The 20,241-nt window shown below is 53.9% G+C and carries 18 protein-coding genes; 11 read left to right on the top strand and 7 right to left on the bottom strand.

The window, feature by feature from the left end; all coding sequences use genetic code 11:
- Positions 1-300 precede the first annotated feature (300 nt).
- The 5 genes from topA to acnA all read left to right on the top strand — a co-directional run bounded on the left by topA (position 301) and on the right by acnA (position 7,786).
- On the top strand, positions 301-2,898 hold the full coding sequence (topA, locus tag SPG90_RS08035) for a type I DNA topoisomerase (protein WP_045620487.1): 2,598 nt from the start codon (positions 301-303) through the stop codon (positions 2,896-2,898).
- 187 nt (positions 2,899-3,085) lie between these two features.
- On the top strand, positions 3,086-4,060 hold the full coding sequence (gene cysB, locus SPG90_RS08030) for an HTH-type transcriptional regulator CysB (protein WP_008502814.1): 975 nt from the start codon (positions 3,086-3,088) through the stop codon (positions 4,058-4,060).
- 338 nt (positions 4,061-4,398) lie between these two features.
- Entirely contained in the window at positions 4,399-4,539 is a 141-nt protein-coding gene (locus SPG90_RS08025; protein WP_213327741.1) for a YmiA family putative membrane protein, read from the top strand.
- 311 nt (positions 4,540-4,850) lie between these two features.
- Entirely contained in the window at positions 4,851-4,949 is a 99-nt protein-coding gene (gene ymiC, locus SPG90_RS08015) for a small membrane protein YmiC (RefSeq protein WP_032623144.1), read from the top strand.
- A 161-nt stretch (positions 4,950-5,110) separates the two neighbouring features.
- On the top strand, positions 5,111-7,786 hold the full coding sequence (gene acnA, locus SPG90_RS08010) for an aconitate hydratase AcnA (RefSeq protein WP_048979148.1): 2,676 nt from the start codon (positions 5,111-5,113) through the stop codon (positions 7,784-7,786).
- A 37-nt stretch (positions 7,787-7,823) separates the two neighbouring features.
- On the opposite strand, the gene ribA is transcribed toward acnA, so the two are convergent.
- A complete protein-coding gene (gene ribA / locus SPG90_RS08005; protein ID WP_008501210.1) occupies positions 7,824-8,414 on the bottom strand; it encodes a GTP cyclohydrolase II in 591 nt (196 codons plus the stop codon).
- A 197-nt stretch (positions 8,415-8,611) separates the two neighbouring features.
- Between ribA and pgpB the strand changes: the two genes are divergently transcribed.
- From pgpB to yciH, 5 genes are all read left to right on the top strand, one after another.
- Positions 8,612-9,379 carry a phosphatidylglycerophosphatase B gene (pgpB, locus tag SPG90_RS08000; protein ID WP_023312068.1) on the top strand — a complete coding sequence of 256 codons (768 nt, stop codon included), beginning with the start codon at positions 8,612-8,614 and terminating at the stop codon, positions 9,377-9,379.
- A gap of 148 nt (positions 9,380-9,527) precedes the next feature.
- On the top strand, positions 9,528-9,836 hold the full coding sequence (locus SPG90_RS07995; protein ID WP_023312067.1) for a LapA family protein: 309 nt from the start codon (positions 9,528-9,530) through the stop codon (positions 9,834-9,836).
- 6 nt (positions 9,837-9,842) lie between these two features.
- Positions 9,843-11,012, top strand: a complete 1,170-nt coding sequence (gene lapB, locus SPG90_RS07990; RefSeq protein WP_126304021.1) for a lipopolysaccharide assembly protein LapB — start codon at positions 9,843-9,845, stop codon at positions 11,010-11,012.
- 186 nt (positions 11,013-11,198) lie between these two features.
- The gene (gene pyrF, locus SPG90_RS07985; protein ID WP_029740523.1) at positions 11,199-11,936 is read left to right on the top strand and encodes an orotidine-5'-phosphate decarboxylase; all 738 of its coding nucleotides are present in this window, start codon (positions 11,199-11,201) and stop codon (positions 11,934-11,936) included.
- Positions 11,936-12,262: a stress response translation initiation inhibitor YciH gene (gene yciH, locus SPG90_RS07980; RefSeq protein WP_045400174.1), complete on the top strand. Its 327-nt coding sequence runs from the start codon at positions 11,936-11,938 to the stop codon at positions 12,260-12,262. Before pyrF ends, yciH begins: the two co-directional genes overlap by 1 nt.
- A gap of 105 nt (positions 12,263-12,367) precedes the next feature.
- Here yciH and osmB read toward each other — a convergent pair whose 3' ends face one another.
- The 3 genes from osmB to SPG90_RS07965 all read right to left on the bottom strand — a co-directional run bounded on the left by osmB (position 12,368) and on the right by SPG90_RS07965 (position 13,828).
- The gene (osmB, locus tag SPG90_RS07975) at positions 12,368-12,586 is read right to left on the bottom strand and encodes an osmotically-inducible lipoprotein OsmB (RefSeq protein WP_008501216.1); all 219 of its coding nucleotides are present in this window, start codon (positions 12,584-12,586) and stop codon (positions 12,368-12,370) included.
- Positions 12,587-12,849: 263 nt separating this feature from the next.
- Positions 12,850-13,602, bottom strand: a complete 753-nt coding sequence (locus SPG90_RS07970) for a DNA-binding transcriptional regulator YciT (protein WP_063409339.1) — start codon at positions 13,600-13,602, stop codon at positions 12,850-12,852.
- Positions 13,603-13,645: 43 nt separating this feature from the next.
- Positions 13,646-13,828 (bottom strand): hypothetical protein, encoded by a 183-nt coding sequence (locus SPG90_RS07965; protein WP_029740522.1) that lies wholly within the window; start codon positions 13,826-13,828, stop codon positions 13,646-13,648.
- 193 nt (positions 13,829-14,021) lie between these two features.
- Between SPG90_RS07965 and SPG90_RS07960 the strand changes: the two genes are divergently transcribed.
- Complete coding sequence (locus SPG90_RS07960; RefSeq protein ID WP_023312061.1) at positions 14,022-14,891, top strand: crotonase/enoyl-CoA hydratase family protein; 870 nt, start codon at positions 14,022-14,024, stop codon at positions 14,889-14,891.
- On the opposite strand, the gene pdeR is transcribed toward SPG90_RS07960, so the two are convergent.
- The 3 genes from pdeR to SPG90_RS07945 all read right to left on the bottom strand — a co-directional run bounded on the left by pdeR (position 14,888) and on the right by SPG90_RS07945 (position 20,212).
- The gene (gene pdeR / locus SPG90_RS07955) at positions 14,888-16,879 is read right to left on the bottom strand and encodes a cyclic di-GMP phosphodiesterase (RefSeq protein ID WP_029740520.1); all 1,992 of its coding nucleotides are present in this window, start codon (positions 16,877-16,879) and stop codon (positions 14,888-14,890) included. The two genes, SPG90_RS07960 and pdeR, sit on opposite strands and share 4 nt — an antisense overlap.
- A 323-nt stretch (positions 16,880-17,202) precedes the next feature.
- Positions 17,203-19,137, bottom strand: coding sequence for an exoribonuclease II (locus SPG90_RS07950; RefSeq protein ID WP_045355886.1), 1,935 nt, complete (start codon positions 19,135-19,137; stop codon positions 17,203-17,205).
- A gap of 88 nt (positions 19,138-19,225) precedes the next feature.
- Positions 19,226-20,212, bottom strand: a complete 987-nt coding sequence (locus SPG90_RS07945; RefSeq protein ID WP_059446729.1) for a CMD domain-containing protein — start codon at positions 20,210-20,212, stop codon at positions 19,226-19,228.
- Positions 20,213-20,241 lie beyond the last annotated feature (29 nt).

Below are 20,241 nucleotides of genomic sequence, written 5' to 3'. Positions count from 1 at the left end.
CGGGATCTGCTTTTGCATGCTAATAAAGTTGCGTAACGAATTTTATCAGGTAGAGTGTGCGCTTTCGTCATTCTGGCAACAGAATTGCTTGACATTCAACCGGGAATTCGTCACGAATTACACGAGATGTGAGAAAAATACCCGAAAACTCAATCACCTGGGCGTCTTCTCATTAACGTCCGGTAAGACAAAGGGGTTGATATCTCCTGACGCAGTCGCAATATCATTGGCTCGTCGTCAGCGGAAGGGAAATCAACGTGCGGCGTATTCCTGGAAGAATTAAATTAGGTAAAGGTGAATATGGGTAAAGCTCTCGTCATCGTTGAGTCCCCGGCAAAAGCCAAAACGATCAATAAGTATCTGGGTAATGACTACGTGGTTAAGTCCAGCGTGGGTCATATCCGCGATTTGCCGACCAGTGGCTCAGCCAGCAAAAAGAGCGCAGACTCTACCTCCACCAAAGGGGCTAAAAAGCCTAAAAAGGATGAACGTAGCGCGCTTGTCAACCGCATGGGTGTTAACCCATGGCATAACTGGGATGCACAATATGAAGTGCTGCCCGGTAAAGAAAAAGTCGTTAACGAACTGAAGCAGCTTGCTGAAAAAGCAGACCACATCTATCTCGCAACCGACCTTGACCGCGAAGGGGAAGCCATTGCGTGGCACCTGCGGGAAGTGATCGGTGGTGATGACAAACGCTACAGCCGTGTAGTGTTTAACGAAATTACGAAGAATGCGATTCGTCAGGCGTTTGAGAAGCCGGGCGAGCTGAATATTGACCGCGTAAACGCACAGCAGGCACGTCGCTTTATGGACCGCGTTGTGGGCTACATGGTCTCTCCACTGCTGTGGAAGAAGATTGCCCGTGGCCTGTCCGCAGGGCGTGTGCAGTCCGTCGCCGTGCGTCTGGTCGTTGAGCGTGAGCGCGAAATTAAAGCCTTCGTGCCGGAAGAGTTCTGGGAAGTCGATGCCAATGTGACCACGCCGGGCGGTGACGCTCTGCCGCTGCAGGTGAGCCATCACAACGACAAGCCTTTCCGTCCGGAAAACCGCGACCAGACCATGGCCGCCGTAGCGCTGTTGGAAAAAGCACGCTATCAGGTGCTGGAACGTGAAGACAAACCGACCAGCAGCAAGCCGGGTGCGCCGTTTATTACCTCTACGCTGCAGCAGGCTGCAAGCACGCGTCTGGGTTATGGCGTGAAGAAGACCATGATGATGGCGCAGCGCCTGTATGAAGCGGGCTACATCACCTACATGCGTACCGACTCAACCAACCTGAGCCAGGATGCGGTCAACATGGTCCGCGGCTACATCAGCGACAATTTCGGTAAGAAATACCTGCCGGAAAGCGCTAACCAGTTCGCCAGCAAAGAGAACTCTCAGGAAGCTCACGAAGCGATTCGTCCTTCTGACGTCTCGGTGTTAGCGGAATCGCTGAAAGACATGGAAGCTGACGCGCAGAAGCTGTATCAGCTGATCTGGCGCCAGTTCGTGGCGTGCCAGATGACCCCGGCGCAGTACGACTCCACCACGCTGACCGTCGGCGCGGGTGATTTCCGCCTGAAGGCGCGCGGTCGTATTCTGCGCTTCGACGGCTGGACGAAGGTGATGCCTGCGCTGCGTAAAGGCGATGAAGACAGAACGCTGCCTGCGGTTAATAAAGGTGACGAGTTGTCGCTTGTCGATCTGGTTCCGGCACAGCACTTCACCAAGCCACCTGCGCGCTTCAGTGAAGCGTCCCTGGTGAAAGAGCTGGAAAAACGCGGTATTGGTCGTCCATCGACCTACGCGTCCATCATCTCGACCATTCAGGACCGCGGCTACGTGCGCGTTGAAAACCGCCGTTTCTATGCGGAAAAAATGGGTGAGATCGTCACTGACCGTCTGGAAGCAAACTTCCGCGAGTTGATGAACTACGATTTCACCGCGCAAATGGAAGACAGCCTCGACCAGGTTGCCAGCCATCAGGCGGAATGGAAAAAGGTACTCGACAGCTTCTTCAGCGACTTTACCGACCAGCTTGAAAAAGCGGAGAAAGACCCTGAAGAGGGCGGCATGCTGCCTAACCAGATGGTTCTGACCAGCATCGACTGTCCAACCTGCGGTCGCAAGATGGGGATCCGCACCGCAACCACAGGCGTGTTCCTTGGCTGCTCCGGCTATGCGCTTTCACCAAAAGAGCGCTGCAAAACGACCATCAACCTGGTGCCTGAGAACGAAGTTCTCAACGTGCTGGAGGGTGACGATGCGGAAACTAACGCTCTGCGTGCCAAACGCCGCTGCAAGAAATGCGGCACGGCAATGGACAGCTACCTGATCGATCCAAAACGTAAGCTGCACGTTTGCGGTAATAACCCAACGTGTGACGGGTATGAGATCGAAGAGGGCGAGTTCCGCATTAAAGGCTATGACGGCCCGATTGTGGAATGCGAGAAGTGTGGTTCTGAAATGCACCTGAAAATGGGACGTTTCGGTAAGTACATGGCCTGTACCAACGACGAGTGTAAAAACACGCGCAAAATTCTGCGTAACGGCGAAGTGGCTCCTCCTAAGGAAGATCCGGTTCCGCTGCCAGAACTGCCGTGCGAGAAATCAGACGCGTACTTCGTGCTGCGTGATGGTGCTGCAGGTGTCTTCCTGGCCGCCAACACCTTCCCGAAATCGCGTGAAACGCGCGCGCCGCTGGTGGAAGAGCTGCATCGCTTCCGCGATCGTCTGCCTGAGAAACTGCGTTATCTGGCCGATGCGCCACAGCAGGATCCGGAAGGCAACAAAACCGTGGTACGGTTTAGCCGTAAAACTAAGCAGCAGTATGTTGCGGCAGAGAAAGAGGGTAAAGCGACCGGATGGTCAGCCTTCTTTGTCGATGGCAAATGGGTTGAAGGCAAGAAATAATCTTCCCTTACCGTAACTTACCTGTAAAAGGGCCGGATTTCCGGCCCTTTTTTATTACCTTGTTATTATTTTTTGTTCCGTACTATACAGTCAGGCTATAAATGATATAGTGGTTATAGTTAACCTGTTTCTTATTATTAAATCGTCTTAAGCGATTGACCGCATGCGCTAAATCGGATGGTCTGGCATGAAATTACAGCAGCTTCGTTATATCGTTGAGGTGGTGAATCATAACCTTAACGTCTCTTCTACCGCCGAGGGGTTGTATACCTCGCAACCGGGCATCAGCAAACAAGTTCGTATGCTGGAGGACGAGTTAGGTATCCAGATATTTGCCCGCAGCGGTAAGCATCTCACCCAGGTGACGCCTGCGGGGCAGGAAATCATCCGCATTGCGCGGGAAGTCCTCTCTAAAGTCGATGCAATTAAGTCTGTGGCGGGTGAACACACCTGGCCGGATAAAGGTTCGCTGTATATTGCCACGACGCACACCCAGGCGCGCTATGCGCTACCCGGTGTGATCAAAGGCTTTATCGAGCGTTATCCTCGCGTCTCTTTGCATATGCACCAGGGCTCGCCAACGCAAATTGCTGAAGCCGTATCCAAGGGGAATGCAGACTTTGCCATCGCCACCGAAGCGCTTCATCTGTATGACGATCTGGTGATGCTTCCATGCTATCACTGGAACCGTTCTATCGTGGTGACCCCCGATCACCCCCTGGCGGGTAAAGGGTCGGTCACTATCGAAGAGCTGGCTCAATATCCGTTGGTAACGTATACGTTTGGCTTTACCGGACGGTCCGAGCTTGATACGGCCTTTAACCGGGCAGGGTTAACGCCGCGCATTGTCTTTACCGCGACGGATGCCGACGTGATTAAAACCTATGTGCGGCTTGGTCTGGGGGTGGGCGTTATTGCCAGCATGGCGGTGGATCCTGTGTCAGACCCTGACCTGGTGCGTCTTGATGCGCATGATGTTTTCAGTCATAGCACTACAAAGATTGGCTTCCGTCGTAGCACCTTCCTTCGCAGCTATATGTATGATTTTATTCAGCGCTTTGCCCCTCATTTAACGCGTGACGTGGTTGATACCGCCGTTGCATTACGCTCAAATGAAGATATTGAAGAGATGTTTAAAGACATCAAACTCCCCGAAAAATAATCACACCCGGTATCTTTCCCTTAGGGAAAGATACCGAAATAACGCCTCAAAGCTAAATTAGAATTATCATCATCTACGCATCCCCTGTCATATAATGTCATTATCCATTTAATCTGTAAGGTTATAATGTCGTGAATTGGCGACAAAAGTAGAAACTAATTTACGCCTTCGCAAATTTTTCTTTTCAATTATTTATTTCTGGTCAAAAGATTGAATATTTCATACCTTCCGGTGCGTAAATTCACTGGCTTTTCGGCTAAAGTTTCTTTAGGATTTATCTCAACAGATGATTAATTGTACCAATTGTTTGGTCCTAAATGATAAGCGATGTCGATTGTATGAGGTTAGCAATGCCTTCAGGAAGTGAAGAACCGCAAAGGGATCCTGCGCTCAAGCGTAAAGCCTGGCTGGCGGTCTTTCTCGTCTCTACCCTGTTTTGGGTGGTGGTTGCTCTCCTGGCCTGGAAATATTGGGGTTAAATATGGCAGTGACGGTACGTACAGAAACGGTAAAACAGATGTGTCAGCATCGTGACAACGGCCACAGAGGGCGTAAAGCACCTGCGACTGTTGTACCCGCGTCCTGGAAACTAACGCCGCAGCAGCAAGCGTTTATTGATGTGTTCGCAGAAGACGAACCCAAAAAACAATAATTTAGTTAATTGCGTAATGATGCAAATAGTCTGAATATCGACTCTGCACTTTCGTACTCTTTAATAAATACACATCAGCAATATAGCACTGAGGACTTACCTCGGATCTTTTAATAAATAATGCCTGGTGTCCCTATGATGAATAACATGACGTCTCACAAATACTGGTCATGGATCGGCGTTTTTACCGTGTCGATTCTGTTCTGGAGTCAGCTCATCTGGTTGGCCCTCCACTAAATTGTAAAACCTCGCTACGGCGGGGTTTTTTGTTTTTCCTTTCTGGACCAATCCTAAATTTATCAATTTGGGTTGTTATCAAAACGTTACGACATCTTTGTGTTATCTTTAATTACGGCCCTGATGATTGTCGGGGCATCTCTGTGATTAAGGAGGAGCTTATGTCGTTAACCCTACGCGAAGCCAGTAAGGATACGTTACAGGCAGAAAATAAAACCTGGCATTACTACAGCCTGCCGCTGGCTGCCAGAACGCTTGGGGACATTTCGCGTTTACCCAAGTCATTGAAAGTTTTACTGGAAAACCTATTGCGCTGGCAGGACGGTGACTCTGTCACCCTTGATGATATCCAGGCGCTGGCAGGGTGGCTGGAAAATGCCCATGCCGACAGAGAAATCGCCTACCGCCCGGCCAGGGTGCTGATGCAGGACTTTACCGGTGTCCCGGCCGTCGTTGATTTAGCCGCGATGCGCGAGGCCGTTAAGCGTCTCGGCGGAGATACGGCAAAAGTGAATCCGCTTTCCCCCGTTGACCTCGTCATTGACCACTCCGTAACCGTTGACCGCTTTGGTGATGACGACGCCTTTGGCGAGAACGTGCGTCTGGAGATGGAACGCAACCACGAGCGCTACGTGTTTCTTAAGTGGGGGCAGCAGGCGTTCAGCCGGTTTAGCGTGGTCCCGCCGGGTACCGGTATTTGTCACCAGGTGAACCTTGAATATCTGGGTAAAGCCGTCTGGAGTGAATTGCAGGATAAAGAGTGGGTCGCCTATCCGGACACGCTGGTGGGCACGGACTCCCATACCACCATGATCAACGGTCTGGGCGTGCTGGGCTGGGGCGTCGGGGGTATCGAAGCGGAAGCGGCCATGCTCGGCCAGCCGGTGTCCATGCTTATCCCTGACGTGGTGGGCTTCAAGCTCACCGGCAAGCTGTCTGAAGGCATTACCGCCACCGATCTGGTGCTCACCGTCACCCAGATGCTGCGTAAGCATGGTGTGGTGGGCAAGTTTGTAGAATTCTACGGTGATGGTCTGGATTCGCTGCCGCTTGCCGACCGTGCCACCATTGCCAATATGGCGCCTGAATACGGTGCAACCTGCGGCTTTTTCCCCATCGATGACGTCACGCTGGAATACATGCGCCTTAGCGGGCGCAGCGAAGAGCAGGTCGCGCTGGTGGAGGCCTATACCAAAGCGCAGGGCATGTGGCGAAACCCGGGCGATGAACCGGTCTTCACCAGCACGCTTGAACTCGATATGGGAAGCGTCGAGGCGAGCCTCGCCGGGCCGAAACGTCCACAGGATCGGGTTGCGCTGAGTGACGTGCCAAAAGCCTTTGCCGCCAGCAATGCCCTGGAAGTGAACGTGGCGCAGAAAGACCACCGTCCAGTCGACTATGTCCTGAACGGACATCAGTATCAGCTCCCGGACGGCGCGGTTGTTATTGCGGCCATTACCTCCTGCACCAACACCTCGAACCCCAGCGTCTTAATGGCGGCAGGTCTGCTGGCTAAAAAGGCGGTAGAGCTTGGGCTAAAACCTCAGCCATGGGTCAAGGCCTCGCTGGCACCGGGTTCCAAAGTGGTATCGGATTATCTGGCGCAGGCCAAACTGACGCCGTACCTTGACGAGCTGGGCTTTAACCTCGTGGGCTACGGCTGTACGACCTGCATTGGTAACTCCGGCCCACTGCCTGAACCGATTGAAACGGCGATTAAGCAGGGCGACCTGACGGTAGGCGCGGTCCTGTCCGGTAACCGAAACTTTGAAGGGCGTATTCACCCGCTGGTGAAAACCAACTGGCTTGCCTCGCCGCCGCTGGTCGTGGCGTATGCCCTTGCAGGCAACATGAATATCAACCTGGCGACCGATCCGATTGGGCACGATCGCAAGAATGACCCTGTCTACCTGAAAGATATCTGGCCATCTTCGCGTGAAATCGCGCTGGCCGTTGAAAAGGTCTCAACCGAGATGTTCCGCAAAGAGTATGCGGAGGTCTTTGAAGGCACGCCGGAGTGGAAAACCATCAACGTCGTGGGCTCAGATACCTACGACTGGCAGGATGACTCGACCTATATTCGTCTGTCGCCGTTCTTTGATGAGATGCTGGCCGAGCCGGCACCGCTTAAGGATATCCACGGCGCGCGCATACTGGCGATGCTGGGGGATTCCGTCACGACCGACCATATCTCTCCGGCGGGGAGTATCAAAGCCGATAGCCCGGCAGGCCGTTATCTGCAGAGCCGGGGCGTCGAACGCCGCGATTTTAACTCCTACGGCTCGCGTCGCGGCAACCATGAGGTCATGATGCGCGGGACCTTTGCCAACATCCGCATTCGTAACGAAATGGTCCCGGGCGTAGAAGGGGGCATGACGCGCCATCTGCCGGGAACGGAAGTGGTTTCGATTTATGATGCGGCGGTCAAATATCAACAGGAAGGTACGCCGCTGGCGGTGATCGCCGGGAAAGAGTACGGTTCCGGCTCCAGCCGCGACTGGGCGGCGAAAGGTCCGCGTCTGCTTGGCGTTCGCGTGGTCATCGCCGAATCGTTCGAACGTATTCACCGCTCGAATCTGATTGGTATGGGGATCCTGCCGCTCGAGTTTCCGCAGGGCGTGACGCGTAAAACGCTGGGACTGACCGGGGAAGAGCAGATTGAGATTAGCGGTCTGCAAAACCTGCAGCCGGGGAAAACGGTGCCGGTGAAGTTAACGCGGGCAGACGGGAAAATCGAGGTGCTGGATTGCCGGTGCCGTATTGATACGGCAACCGAGCTGACCTATTACCAGAACGACGGCATTTTACATTATGTGATTCGTAAGATGCTGGATTGATGAAACGAGCCCGGCACCCGTGCCGGGCTTTTTAGCATTACTCTTTCAGCAGATGACCCATTTTGGCGGCTTTGGTATCCAGGTAGTGGGCGTTCTTCGGGTTACGGCCGACAATCAGCGGTACGCGCTCGACGATGTTGATCCCCGCTTCGGTCAGGATCTCCACTTTTTTCGGGTTATTGGTCAGCAGGCGAACTTCGTCCACGCCCAGCAGCTTGAACATATCGGCGCATAAGGTGAAGTCGCGTTCGTCAGCGGCAAAGCCAAGCTGATGGTTTGCTTCAACCGTATCGTAGCCCTGGTCCTGAAGCGCGTAGGCGCGGATTTTATTCAGCAGACCAATATTACGACCTTCCTGACGGTGATAAAGCAGCACACCGCGGCCTTCTTCTGCAATATGAGACAGGGCGGCTTCCAGCTGGAAACCACAATCACAGCGCAGGCTGAACAGCGCGTCGCCGGTAAGACACTCTGAATGGACGCGGGACAGAACCGGCGTCTGCCCTGAAATGTCACCATAAACCAGCGCGACATGATCCTGTCCGGTTGCCAGTTCTTCAAAACCCACCATCAGGAAATCGCCCCATGGGGTTGGCAGTTTGGCTTCTGCCACACGTTTAAGCTGCATGTGATTCTCCAGAGTAGGCTGACACGTTTCGTGCCTTTGCCCTGTTTTGCTTTCTGTATCAGTTCATTTTGCCACAAGCTCAGCAGGTTCGCCTAATGGGCACCATGCTATATGAACGTTAAACGCACGATCCGACATATCCACCAGGATGATTAATTTCAGTTATGATTGTGACGCTTAGCGAAAAAGGAGAAGACATGCTTTCAATCGCCAGACGTACGGCAGCAGGTGCGGCCATTTTACTGATTATGCCTCTGGCCGTATGGCTTTCAGGCTGGATGTGGCAGCCCGGGCATAATGCCACGTGGCTGAAAACGTTATACTGGATAACGGAAACGGTCACCCAGCCGTGGGGGATTATTACCCACGTACTCCTCTGCGCCTGGTTTCTGTGGTGCCTGCGCTTTCGTTTGCGCGCGGCGCTGATGCTCTTTGCGATCCTCGGGGGCGCTATCCTTGTCGGCCAGGGCGTAAAGTCCTGGGTTAAAGATCGCGTTCAGGAACCGCGTCCTTTTGTCGTCTGGCTGGAAAAAACGCATCATGTTCCGGTGGATGAGTTCTACAATTTAAAGCGAAAAGATCGTGGCGCGCTGGTGAAAGAACAGCTTTCGGAACAGCAGGATATCCCGAAATTCTTGCGTAAACACTGGCAGAAAGAGACCGGGTTCGCGTTTCCTTCCGGTCACACCATGTTTGCGGCCAGCTGGGCGTTGCTGGGGGTTGGGCTGCTTTGGCCAAGGCGCCGAACGATCACTATCGTGATTTTACTGGTCTGGGCGACGGGAGTCATGGGCAGCCGCCTGCTGCTGGGGATGCACTGGCCGCGCGACCTGGTCGTCGCCACGCTCATCTCATGGCTGCTGATCGTGCTGGCGACCTGGCTCACTGAACGATTCTGTGGCCCGCTAACGCCACCGCCAGAAGAGAAAGAAGAAATTGCCGAAAGGGACCAGACAGACGCCTGACGGTTGATATTCCGCATTTTGCCCATAGATCCATGACCTGCGCGTCACTTTTTCCGTTTCGCGCTCGTCGCTAAAATGGTAGTTTATAAGGCTGATTGCGGTGAATTGAACACACTTTATTCGCTTGAACCACATAACGGGAAGTAATGTGAAATATTTACTCATTTTCTTACTGGTATTGGCGATTTTTGTCATTTCAGTCACGTTGGGTGCACAAAACGATCAGCAGGTGACGTTTAACTATCTGCTGGCTCAGGGTGAGTATCGCGTCTCGAGCCTGCTGGCGGTATTATTTGCTGCCGGATTTGCCATTGGCTGGCTGGTTTGCGGTCTGTTCTGGCTTAAAGTCCGTGTCTCTCTTGCGCGCGCTGAACGTAAAATTAAGCGACTCGAAAATAACATTGCCCCTGCGTCTGACATCCCGGAAAGCTCTGGTGTGCCGGTCGTGAAGGAATAATCGACTATGCTGGAGTTGTTGTTTCTGCTTTTGCCTGTAGCCGCAGCCTATGGCTGGTATATGGGCCGCAGAAGTGCGCAACAAACAAAACAGGATGAGGCCAACCGGCTCTCCCGCGACTACGTTGCGGGGGTGAACTTCCTTCTGAGCAATCAGCAGGACAAAGCGGTAGACCTGTTCCTCGATATGCTGAAAGAGGATACGGGGACGGTTGAAGCGCATCTCACCCTGGGCAACCTGTTCCGCTCGCGCGGCGAGGTCGATCGTGCCATTCGTATTCACCAGACCCTGATGGAAAGCGCCTCGCTGACCTACGATCAACGTCTCCTTGCGGTGCAACAGCTGGGGCGGGATTACATGGCCGCAGGGTTGTACGATCGCGCAGAAGATATGTTCGCGCAGCTGGTGGACGAAACAGATTTCCGCATCGGCGCGCTGCAGCAGCTCCTGCAGATTTATCAGGCCACCAGCGACTGGCAGAAAGCCATTGATACCGCGGAACGTCTGGTGAAGCTGGGTAAAGATAAGCAGCGCGTTGAGATCGCCCATTTCTACTGTGAACTTGCTCTTCAGCAGATGGGCAACGACGACATGGATAAAGCCATGGCGATGCTGAAGAAAGGCGCCGCCGCGGACCCCAACAGCGCGCGAATCTCCATCATGATGGGGCGCGTCTTTATGGCGAGTGGCAACTACGCCAAAGCCGTTGAAAGCCTGCTGCGGGTTATCGACCAGGACAAAGAGCTGGTCAGTGAAACGCTGGAAATGCTGCAAACCTGCTATCAACAGCTGGACAAGCAGGAAGAGTGGGTAGCTTTCCTGCGTCGCTGCGTGGAAGAAAATACCGGTGCCACCGCTGAACTGATGCTCTCAGACGTCGTTGAGCAGTATGAGGGAAGCGACACCGCGCAGGTTTATATTACGCGTCAGCTGCAGCGCCATCCGACCATGCGGGTGTTCCATAAGCTGATGGATTACCACCTGAACGACGCTGAAGAAGGGCGCGCCAAAGAGAGCCTGATGGTGCTGCGCGACATGGTTGGCGAACAGGTGCGCAGCAAGCCGCGCTATCGTTGCCAGAAGTGTGGTTTTACCGCGTATACGCTCTACTGGCACTGTCCTTCCTGCCGCGCCTGGTCCACCATCAAGCCAATCCGTGGTCTGGACGGGCAGTAATTTTTTTAAAACACTCCACTTTAGTTACAACATACTAATTGTTTTTCCCATATCCTGAACTCCGTGCGGTTTGTCGGCCTGGCAGGCGCGTAAATGGATCCTGTCAATTTGCGGCGTCGGCAGGTAGAATGCTGGCCGTTTATCTGTTCCGCGCCGCTGCGCGCCCATAGACGAAAAGGGCTGGTCATGACGTCTGTTACATCCTCCACTTCCCGCGTAATTACGGATTCTCCTGTTGTTGTTGCGCTTGATTACAATAAGCGTGACGCTGCACTGGCGTTTGTCGACGGCATCGACCCTCGCGACTGCCGTCTGAAAGTTGGCAAAGAGATGTTCACGCTGTTTGGACCGCAAATCGTTCGCGATCTGCAGCAGCGCGGCTTTGACGTTTTCCTCGATCTGAAATTCCACGATATCCCGAATACCACGGCGCACGCGGTTGCCGCAGCCGCAGAGCTGGGCGTATGGATGGTCAACGTCCATGCATCGGGTGGGGCAAGAATGATGACCGCCGCCCGTGAGGCGCTCCTGCCGTTCGGTAAAGATGCACCGTTGCTGATTGCGGTCACAGTGCTGACCAGTATGGACGAAAACGATCTTCGCGACCTGGGCGTGACGTTGTCACCCGCCGAGCATGCCGAACGTCTCGCGCGTCTGACGCAGCATTGCGGCCTGGATGGCGTCGTCTGCTCCGCACAGGAAGCGGTACGTTTCAAATCAGCGCTGGGCCAGGATTTTAAACTGGTTACGCCGGGTATCCGTCCTGCAGGCAGCGACGTGGGCGATCAGCGCCGTATTATGACGCCTGAGCAGGCGCTGGCTGCTGGCGTTGACTACATGGTCATCGGGCGTCCGGTGACGCAGTCTGCCAACCCGGCTGAGACGCTTAAGGCTATCAACGCATCGCTGAAAAAGGGGGCCTAATGACCGATTCCAACAGCCGTCTGGTCTATTCAACTGATAGTGGGCGTATAGACGAGCCGAAAGCGAAAGTGGAACGTCCAAAAGGGGACGGCATCGTTCGGATCCAGCGTCAAACCAGTGGACGAAAAGGGAAAGGGGTTTGCCTTATCTCCGGCATTGACCTGAATGATGCTGAACTGGCAAAGCTGGCGGCCGAGTTGAAAAAGAAATGTGGCTGCGGCGGCGCCGTGAAAGACGGCATTATTGAAATCCAGGGAGATAAGCGCGATTTAATAAAATCTCTGCTGGAAGCCAAAGGTATGAAAGTCAAACTGGCAGGCGGTTAAAATAAATGAGCCACGGCAAATGCCGTGGCTCGTGTTATATACGTGCGTATGTCAGACCTGAAATGCGTTCAAATATCGCAATACCGGGGAAGGCTTAGATAATAATTATTTGCCAACCTGGTGACCGATAATACCACCGACAGCAGCGCCACCTAATGTACCCAGCGTACTACCATCCGTTAATACTGCACCACCGAGAGCACCGGCACCGGCACCAATAGCGGTGTTACGGTCACGTTTAGACCAGTTAGAGCACGCGCTCAGGGACATTGCTACAGTGATTGCCAGAACAGCGGCGGCTAATTTTTTGCTGGTTAAGGTCATAATACTTTCTCCTGAATTATCGATTCACGGAAAGATGTACACGTTAAGTATAGACGAATCGAATACTTAATTCTGTTCTCCGTGAAAGCTGGTCGCGCAGGCGTTACGTAATCACGCAGGTGATAGTCACTTCCTGTTATATCGCTAACATTAATTTTACGACTTTAATGCAGGTTAAACAGGTAAAAACTCTTAAAGAAGTACCAGGAATCATCTCAGAGAAAGAAGGGCGTATGCGCCCGAAATTCGGGCGCGGAGGGAACTCAGGCGGTCATTTTAATAATATTGACGATCAGCCCGTCATCTTCCAGTTTATTACGGTGCGCGTCGCTCAACCGTTCATCGGTAATCACGCGGCTAAAGCGTGAAACCGGGCCCATCGTATAAGGGTGAACGGCGCCAAATTTAGAGCTGTCGGTCAATACAATGGCTTCACACTCTTTTTCCAGCACGGCATTCACGACGTCAGAGCGCATCATATCCCGGCCGGTAAAACCTGTCTCAGGCTGCCAGCCGTCAATCCCGATAAAGGCCTTGCTGAAATGAACCTGCTGAACATACTGACGGGTCAGCGGGCCAACCATGCTTTCACTTTTTTTCTGGTAAATACCGCCCAGCAGAATCACCTCGCAGCGCGTCTCTTTGAGCAAATGCGCGATATAGCTGCTGACGGTGATGATGGTAACGTCTTTTTGATCGGCAAGCGTGCGCGCCAGCAGGGCATTACTGCTGCCGTTTTCAATAAAGACGGTCTCGCCGTTGTTCACCAGTGACGCGGCAAATTCCGCCAGTTCACGTTTGAGCGCGTAGTTATTCATCATACGCGTCTCAACGTCATCACTGTCCAGCGGGACAGCATATCCGTGCGCGCGACGCAGGTAGCTCTGTTTTTCCAGCAGATTAAGATCCTGACGAATGGTGACTTCAGACACGCCAGTGGTTTTAGCGAGATCGACTACGCTTACGCGTCCCTGATCGATGACCATCTGCAAAATGAGTTGTTGTCGGGAATTCATAGCATCCATTTAATAAAGCGAAACGAGGTCGGAGACGGTGGGATTAAACTTCCCACGGCGCTTTTGGCTGTCCGTTTTCTGGCGCATTGTCGGCACCATTCTGAGCAAGAAGTTCAGACTTCAGGATCTCGAGATTACGGATAGCAGAGTGATAATCGCCCGCCACCAGGATATCCAGCACGGTATCAATTCGTTGTGCTACAGCTTGTGCGTCAATAGTCGACATAATCTCACCCCAGGCGCGAAAAGTTAATATTTTCAATGATGCAGAAAATAGGATCAAAAGAGAAGGGAAAAAATGCAATAACTAAATTACATAAACGTAAGTGATAAATTTATTCCCCCTCATGCAGCAGGCTTAATGAGTGGATTAGTCTAAAACTGCGCGCAAGGCGCTTTTTTATAAGAGGAATTAGACTATGACAGTTATCAATCAGCCTACCTGCACACTGTTTACCGATACTGAACGGTTCACGCAGCTGTCAGGGTATTACGAGGCGGAGCGTCACACGGTCTGGATGATGCTGCGGGCTCAGCCACGTCCTTGCTTTAACCATGCGTTAATAGAGGAGATCATGAACTTTTCATGGCTGGTTCGCCAGTCCGGGTTTGCGGTTGATTTTTGGGTAACCGGATCGCTGGTTCCCGAGATGTACAATACGGGCGGTGATTTACAGTTCTTCGTCGAGTGCATTCAGAACGGACGTCGGGAAGCGTTACGGGCGTACGCTCGCGCCTGCGTTGATTGCGTCCATGCGGCCTCGCGGGGGTTTGATACTGGGGCTATCACTCTGGCAATGGTCGAAGGCAGTGCGTTAGGGGGCGGGTTTGAGGCCGCTCTGGCGCACCATTTCGTCCTGGCTCAGCGCGATGCCCGTTTAGGTTTCCCGGAGATTGCCTTCAACCTGTTTCCGGGTATGGGAGGATATTCCCTGGTTGCACGCCGTGCAGGCATGAAGCTGGCGGAGGAACTCATCTACAAAGGGGAATCCCATACGGCTGAATGGTACGAACAGCACGGGCTGGTGGATGTCCTGTTTGAACCGGGACAAAGCTATGTCTCTACCCGAACCTTCATCGATACGCTGCGGCCAAAACTGAATGGCGTAAGGGCGATGCTGCGCGCCCGTACGCGCGTTCTGCAATTGCCCCGCAGTGAACTGATGGACATCACGGAAGACTGGGTTGATGCCGCTTTCTGCCTGGAGCCGAAAGATATCACCTACATGGAGCGTCTGGTCACGCTGCAAAACCGCCATCACGCGGCGGGCCTGCGTAAAGCCAGTTAACGTTGATTTCGCGCTTGATATCGTTTTAGCCATCGCTCGAATGCGGCAGCGGGCATCGGCTTAGCAAACAGAAAACCCTGCCGTTCGTTGACGCCGTTCTTAGTCAGAAAGGCGTCTTCTTTTGCATTTTCCACACCCTCGGCAATCACCTGCAGATTTAACGCCTGCGCCACCGCGACGATAGCGCGCACCAGTGACTGGGAAATAGACTGCTTATGAATATCCCTGACGAAAGATTGATCGAGCTTAATGGCGTCGATAGGGAAGCGGGCCAGCTGAGAAAGGGAAGAGTAGCCGGTGCCAAAATCATCCAGATGAATTTGCGCCCCGAGTCGGCTGAACTGCTGGATCACGGACAGCGCCAGCTCTTCATTTTCGATAAGACAGCTTTCGGTCAACTCGACGTCGACCGGGCAGTATTCAAAATTCAGATCCTTCAGCGCCTGCTTTAAGTCGCTGAAGATGGTCTGGTCGGCCAGCTGGCGTGCAGAGACGTTCACCGCCACGCGCAGGTTTATTCCCTTATCGCGCCATTTTGCCACCTGGCGAACCACGTCGAGCATCACCCAGCGGCCCAGCGGCACAATCAACCCCGACTCCTCGGCATAAGAGATAAACTCCAGCGGCGGGATCAGGCCGCGTTCGGGTGATTGCCAGCGGACCAGCGCTTCAAGGCTTCTGACTTCTCCGCGCCAGGTTATTTTCGGCTGATAGTGGATCAGAAGCTGATCGTTATCCAGGGCTTTGCGCAGGTTGGTATCCAGCCAGAGATACTCAAACACGCGCTGGTTCATCTCGGGTGAGAAGACGCAGAACTTGCCCCGGCCGTTCTCTTTGGCAGTGTACATGGCGGTATCGGCGTTGCGAATAACGCTTTCCCGGTCGTTCCCGTGCTGCGGGGCGAGGGCGATACCCAGAGAGCAGCCGGTATAAATCTCAATCAGACCGATTCGGAACGGCTGGCGCAGACGGGTTAAAATGCGCGACGCCATCGCCTCCAGAGAGCCCTGAGAGGTATTGGTGGCCATGACGATAAACTCATCGCCGCCAAGACGCGCCAGCACCTGTTCTTCATCCAGACAGCTCAAAATCGCGAGAGCGACAGCCTGCAACAGCTGGTCGCCAAACATATGCCCGTAAGCGTCGTTGACCTTTTTAAAGTTATCCAGATCGAGATACACCACGCCCACCTGCGTGTCGCCGCGGTTGTCGATGGCGTCAGAAATGAGATCGTGGATCGCATTGCGGTTTGGCAGGCCGGTGATGGTATCGGTATTGGCCAGCACGCGCAGCCGCTCCTGAGCGCGGCGCTCCTCGGTAATATCTGTCCCGGAACAGATGAGGAAAATTTCATTTTTACCGCTGCCGCTGTGCACGAATTTGTTTCTGAAGAGAAACAGCCGCTGCCCTTTACGCGTTTTGATCCAGCGTTCGACTTCGTAGGAGCTGCCGTTGCGAAAAAAACCGGTAATATTGCGCTTTGAGGCTGCCGCTTCGCTGCGGCTCATAAACAGCTTAAATACGTTCTGACCAATGACTTCTTGCTCTTTCAGGCCGGTGTACTCTTCGCTAAGCCGGTTAAAACGCTGAATATTGCCGTGCTGATCGAGGATAACAATGACGGAGTTGGCCTCGGAGACAACCTGTTCCGCAAAAGAGAGCCCCTGAGCCAGATCGCGCGCCACGGAGGGCGTATCATTCCAGGCGGAAGCGGTGCCTGCCCACTCGTTGCGGGTAATTTTACGGCCCACAAGATGAACCGGGACATCTTCCCCGTACAGGGAGAGCGACATGGAAATGCTGGAGGTAATAACGGTTAAATGACGGATGAGATCGGCCTGTTCATCGTCCAGCGCCACGACCTGAGTGACATCGGCATTTTCGCTGGTGGAAAGGTGCAGAGCGTTGCTGTCAGCTGACAGGCGCCACCACGGGCTATGAGTCCCCATGTAGCGAAACAGCAAATTCTGCTCCAGATCGTCCATCATATTTTCTCCCGCAGCTGTTCATTAGCGCACAAATTATTCATTTGCTGTCGACTTTTCCGTTGAGAAACAGCGGCAAAACCGAAGTGAACCTGTTGTTTTTCCCTGCTTTCTTATAATAAAACGAGCCAGGTGAAAAAGGATACTGAGCGTATAGAAATTCACGTAACCGAATATAACAACACTCTTTTACTGTAGATAATTATGGCCATTTTGGGCGAAGGGATACTGAAAATAGTAAGGAAAAATAATGATTTTGTGGCGGGGGTAAAAAGAAAAATTGTCGGCCCTTCCGGAAAGGAAGTGACCGACAATTGAACAGGTTATCAGGCGACAGGACGCGCGATAATACTGCGGGTTTCCATACGGACTTCAGCAATGGTGACGTCAATCACGTCGGTGACTTTGTAAACTGTTTCACCTTTAATTTGCACGGTACCGTTTTCCTGGCTACAGACCATTTCGTCACGAACCGCATGCAGGAACGGCGCAGGAATAAACGCGACAGCACCGTTATCGACCAGGCGGACGCGCATACCTCCGCGGCTGATATCAATGATCTCTGCGGCGAAACGGGTATCCGTACCGGCTTTATCCTGCAGGAAGCGTGCGTACAGCCAGTCTCCAACGTCACGTTCCGCCATGCGGTTCAGGCGGCGACGATCGGCCATCTGCAGCGTGGTGTCCTCCTGAGGACGGGCAATGGTTTCACCTTTGATAATCGCTTTCAGCAGACGGTGGTTGACCATATCGCCATACTTACGGATCGGCGATGTCCAGGTGGCGTAAGCTTCGAGGCCAAGGCCAAAGTGCGGGCCAGGCTCGGTGCTGATTTCCGCGAAGGACTGGAAGCGACGAATGCGGCTGTCCAGGAAACCCGACGGCTGAGCGTCCAGTTCTCGGCGAAGCTTGCAGAAGCCCGGCAGCGTCAGCACTTCTTCCGGATCAACGTGCACATCGTGAGTCTTCAGCAGGGCCGCCAGCGCTTCGGTATTCGCCGGATCAAAACCGGTGTGGACGTTGTAAATGCCAAAGCCCAGCTTGTCGCGCAGCACGCGTGCGGCGCAGATGTTGGCGGAAATCATCGCCTCTTCAACGATGCGGTTCGCAATGCGTCGCGGTTCGGCCACGATGTCCAGCACTTCGCCTTTCTCACCCAGAACAAAGCGATAATCCGGGCGGTCTTTGAACACCAGCGCATGGGTTTTACGCCATTCGCCGCGGTTCAGGCAGATGCGATGCAGCAGACGGATTTGCGCGGCAATGGCGTCTGATTCAGGTTTCCAGCTACCGGTATTTTCAAGCCAGTCGGAGACGTTATCGTAGGCCAGCTTGGCTTTCGATTCGATGGTGGCGGCAAAGAACTCGATATCGTCTTCAATCGCGCCATCTGCGGCGATAGTCATGCGGCAGGCAAGGACCGGGCGCACTTCATTTGGACGCAGCGAGCAGAGATCGTCTGACAATTCGCGCGGCAGCATCGGAATGTTAAAGCCCGGCAGGTAGTTGGTGAACGCACGGATTTTCGCGGCGTCATCCAGCTTGCTGCCTTCGGCAATCCAGGCGGTTGGATCGGCAATGGCGACGGTCAGATGGAGTTTGCCATCGGCGCCTTCTTCAGCGTACAGCGCGTCATCCATATCTTCCGTGCTGGCGCTGTCGATGGTGACAAACTCCAGTGCGGTGAGATCGCGGCGCGTCAGACCTTCGTCCTGCATCTCGGTCGCTACGCCGTTCGGCGCTTCTTTTTCAAGATTATGGCGTGCCAGCGTGACCCACCATGGCACGAAATGGTCGGCGCCAAAGGTGATGAACTGGGTCAGCTCAGCATAAAAACCGCGATCGCCTTTCAGGGGATGACGGCGCATTTCTGCTACGGCCCAGTCACCTTCTTTAAAATCATGCTCAACGCCACGGGCGGCGCGGCAGGGAATGGCATCTTTCAGCAGGGGATGATCCGGCACGATAGCAAGACGATCGTCTTTTCTCTGCACCTTACCCACAAAACGGGTCAGGAACGGTTCGATCAGTTCTTCCGGCTCGGCAGACTCGCGGTCCTTCTCGGTATGAATGACGGCCATGACGCGATCGCCATGCATCACTTTCTTCATCTGCGGAGGCGGAATGAAGTAGCTTTTCTGCGCGTCAACCTCAAGGAAGCCAAAGCCCTTTTCCGTGGCTTTTACGACCCCTTCTGCACGCGGCGTCTGGGAATGCAGTTGCTGTTTAAGCTGCGCTAGCAGCGGGTTGTCCTGAAACATAATGTTCTATTTTCGTAGCCATTGAGCGGCTGACAGTTTTACGCGATTCTCACTGTCTCAGCAAGCGCTCTTTGGGTAATTAGTATGGTTATTCCTCTTTACCAAACGCGACTTTCAAACGAGTGAGCCAGCCATCAAACGCGCTCCGGGTAAGCAGCATGATGGCATGTTCACCGGGGAGTCCTTGATCCGTGAGAGGGGTAAACTGCGCGGCGCTGAAGCGGTCCGGAGAGCGCGTCAGCAGTTCGACCGCCGCCGAAAGTGCGGGGGAGGTCAGCGGGATCGCTTCGCGGGTGTTTAACAGGATTTCTCCGGTCAGGTCGAGCAGCGACGGCTCGTGGCAAAGGACCGGCGTCAGTGCCTCCAGCGCGGGTTCTGCCTGCCAGCGGGACAGCGACTCAAGCTGGTGCGCACTCGCATAGCGCAGCTCGACGACGGGCAACAGCGGCACCCAGGCGGCGTGGCTCGCGGGCAGCGTGTGCGGCTGAATATGATGGCCTGGCAACCAGCGAACGGGGTGTCCTAACAGCGCCTGAAAAACCGCGACCACGCGCGCCTGAAAACCAATAAACCCGATAATCTGGTTAATCACCACAATGTCATATATTGACAGGCCAACCTCATCAAGCTGGTTCTGCGCTTTATCATCAATGACATCTGGGGAGCTGGCGAGCTGGCGGGCATACTGCGTAATTTGCGCCAGACGTCGGTTGCTTTCACGCGAGGAGTCCGGGCCGGGAAGCGGGGCGAGGAGGGCGGCGTAATGGTTACAAAGCCGCTGAACGCCACAGGCCTGGGCGACCGTTAGCGCGGTGCTGAGCCGATCGTAGGCGCTGAGCGTATGCAGGCGGTTCACGGGAATCGAGAGCGGAAACAGCTGGTGGCACAAGGCTCTGGCAGGGGTAAGCCAGCCAGAACAGGCGGCGACAATCTCATCAGGCAGGGCTAAATCGAGCAAAAAACGATCGTCAACGTTAGCGGCTTCGGGCACCAGAGGCAGAACATCTGTCTGCGCGTGGTTCGACTGAGTCTCGTGATACCAGTGGCCTTTGCCGGAAAAACGGCGTTGTTCCATGTGCGTTCCTTGATCTCAAAATGGCGATC

Origin of the sequence: Enterobacter sp. D2 (genome assembly GCF_034427575.1) — a bacterium.
Taxonomy (GTDB): domain Bacteria; phylum Pseudomonadota; class Gammaproteobacteria; order Enterobacterales; family Enterobacteriaceae; genus Enterobacter; species Enterobacter cloacae_M.
This window is presented reverse-complemented; position numbering and strand designations above follow the sequence as displayed.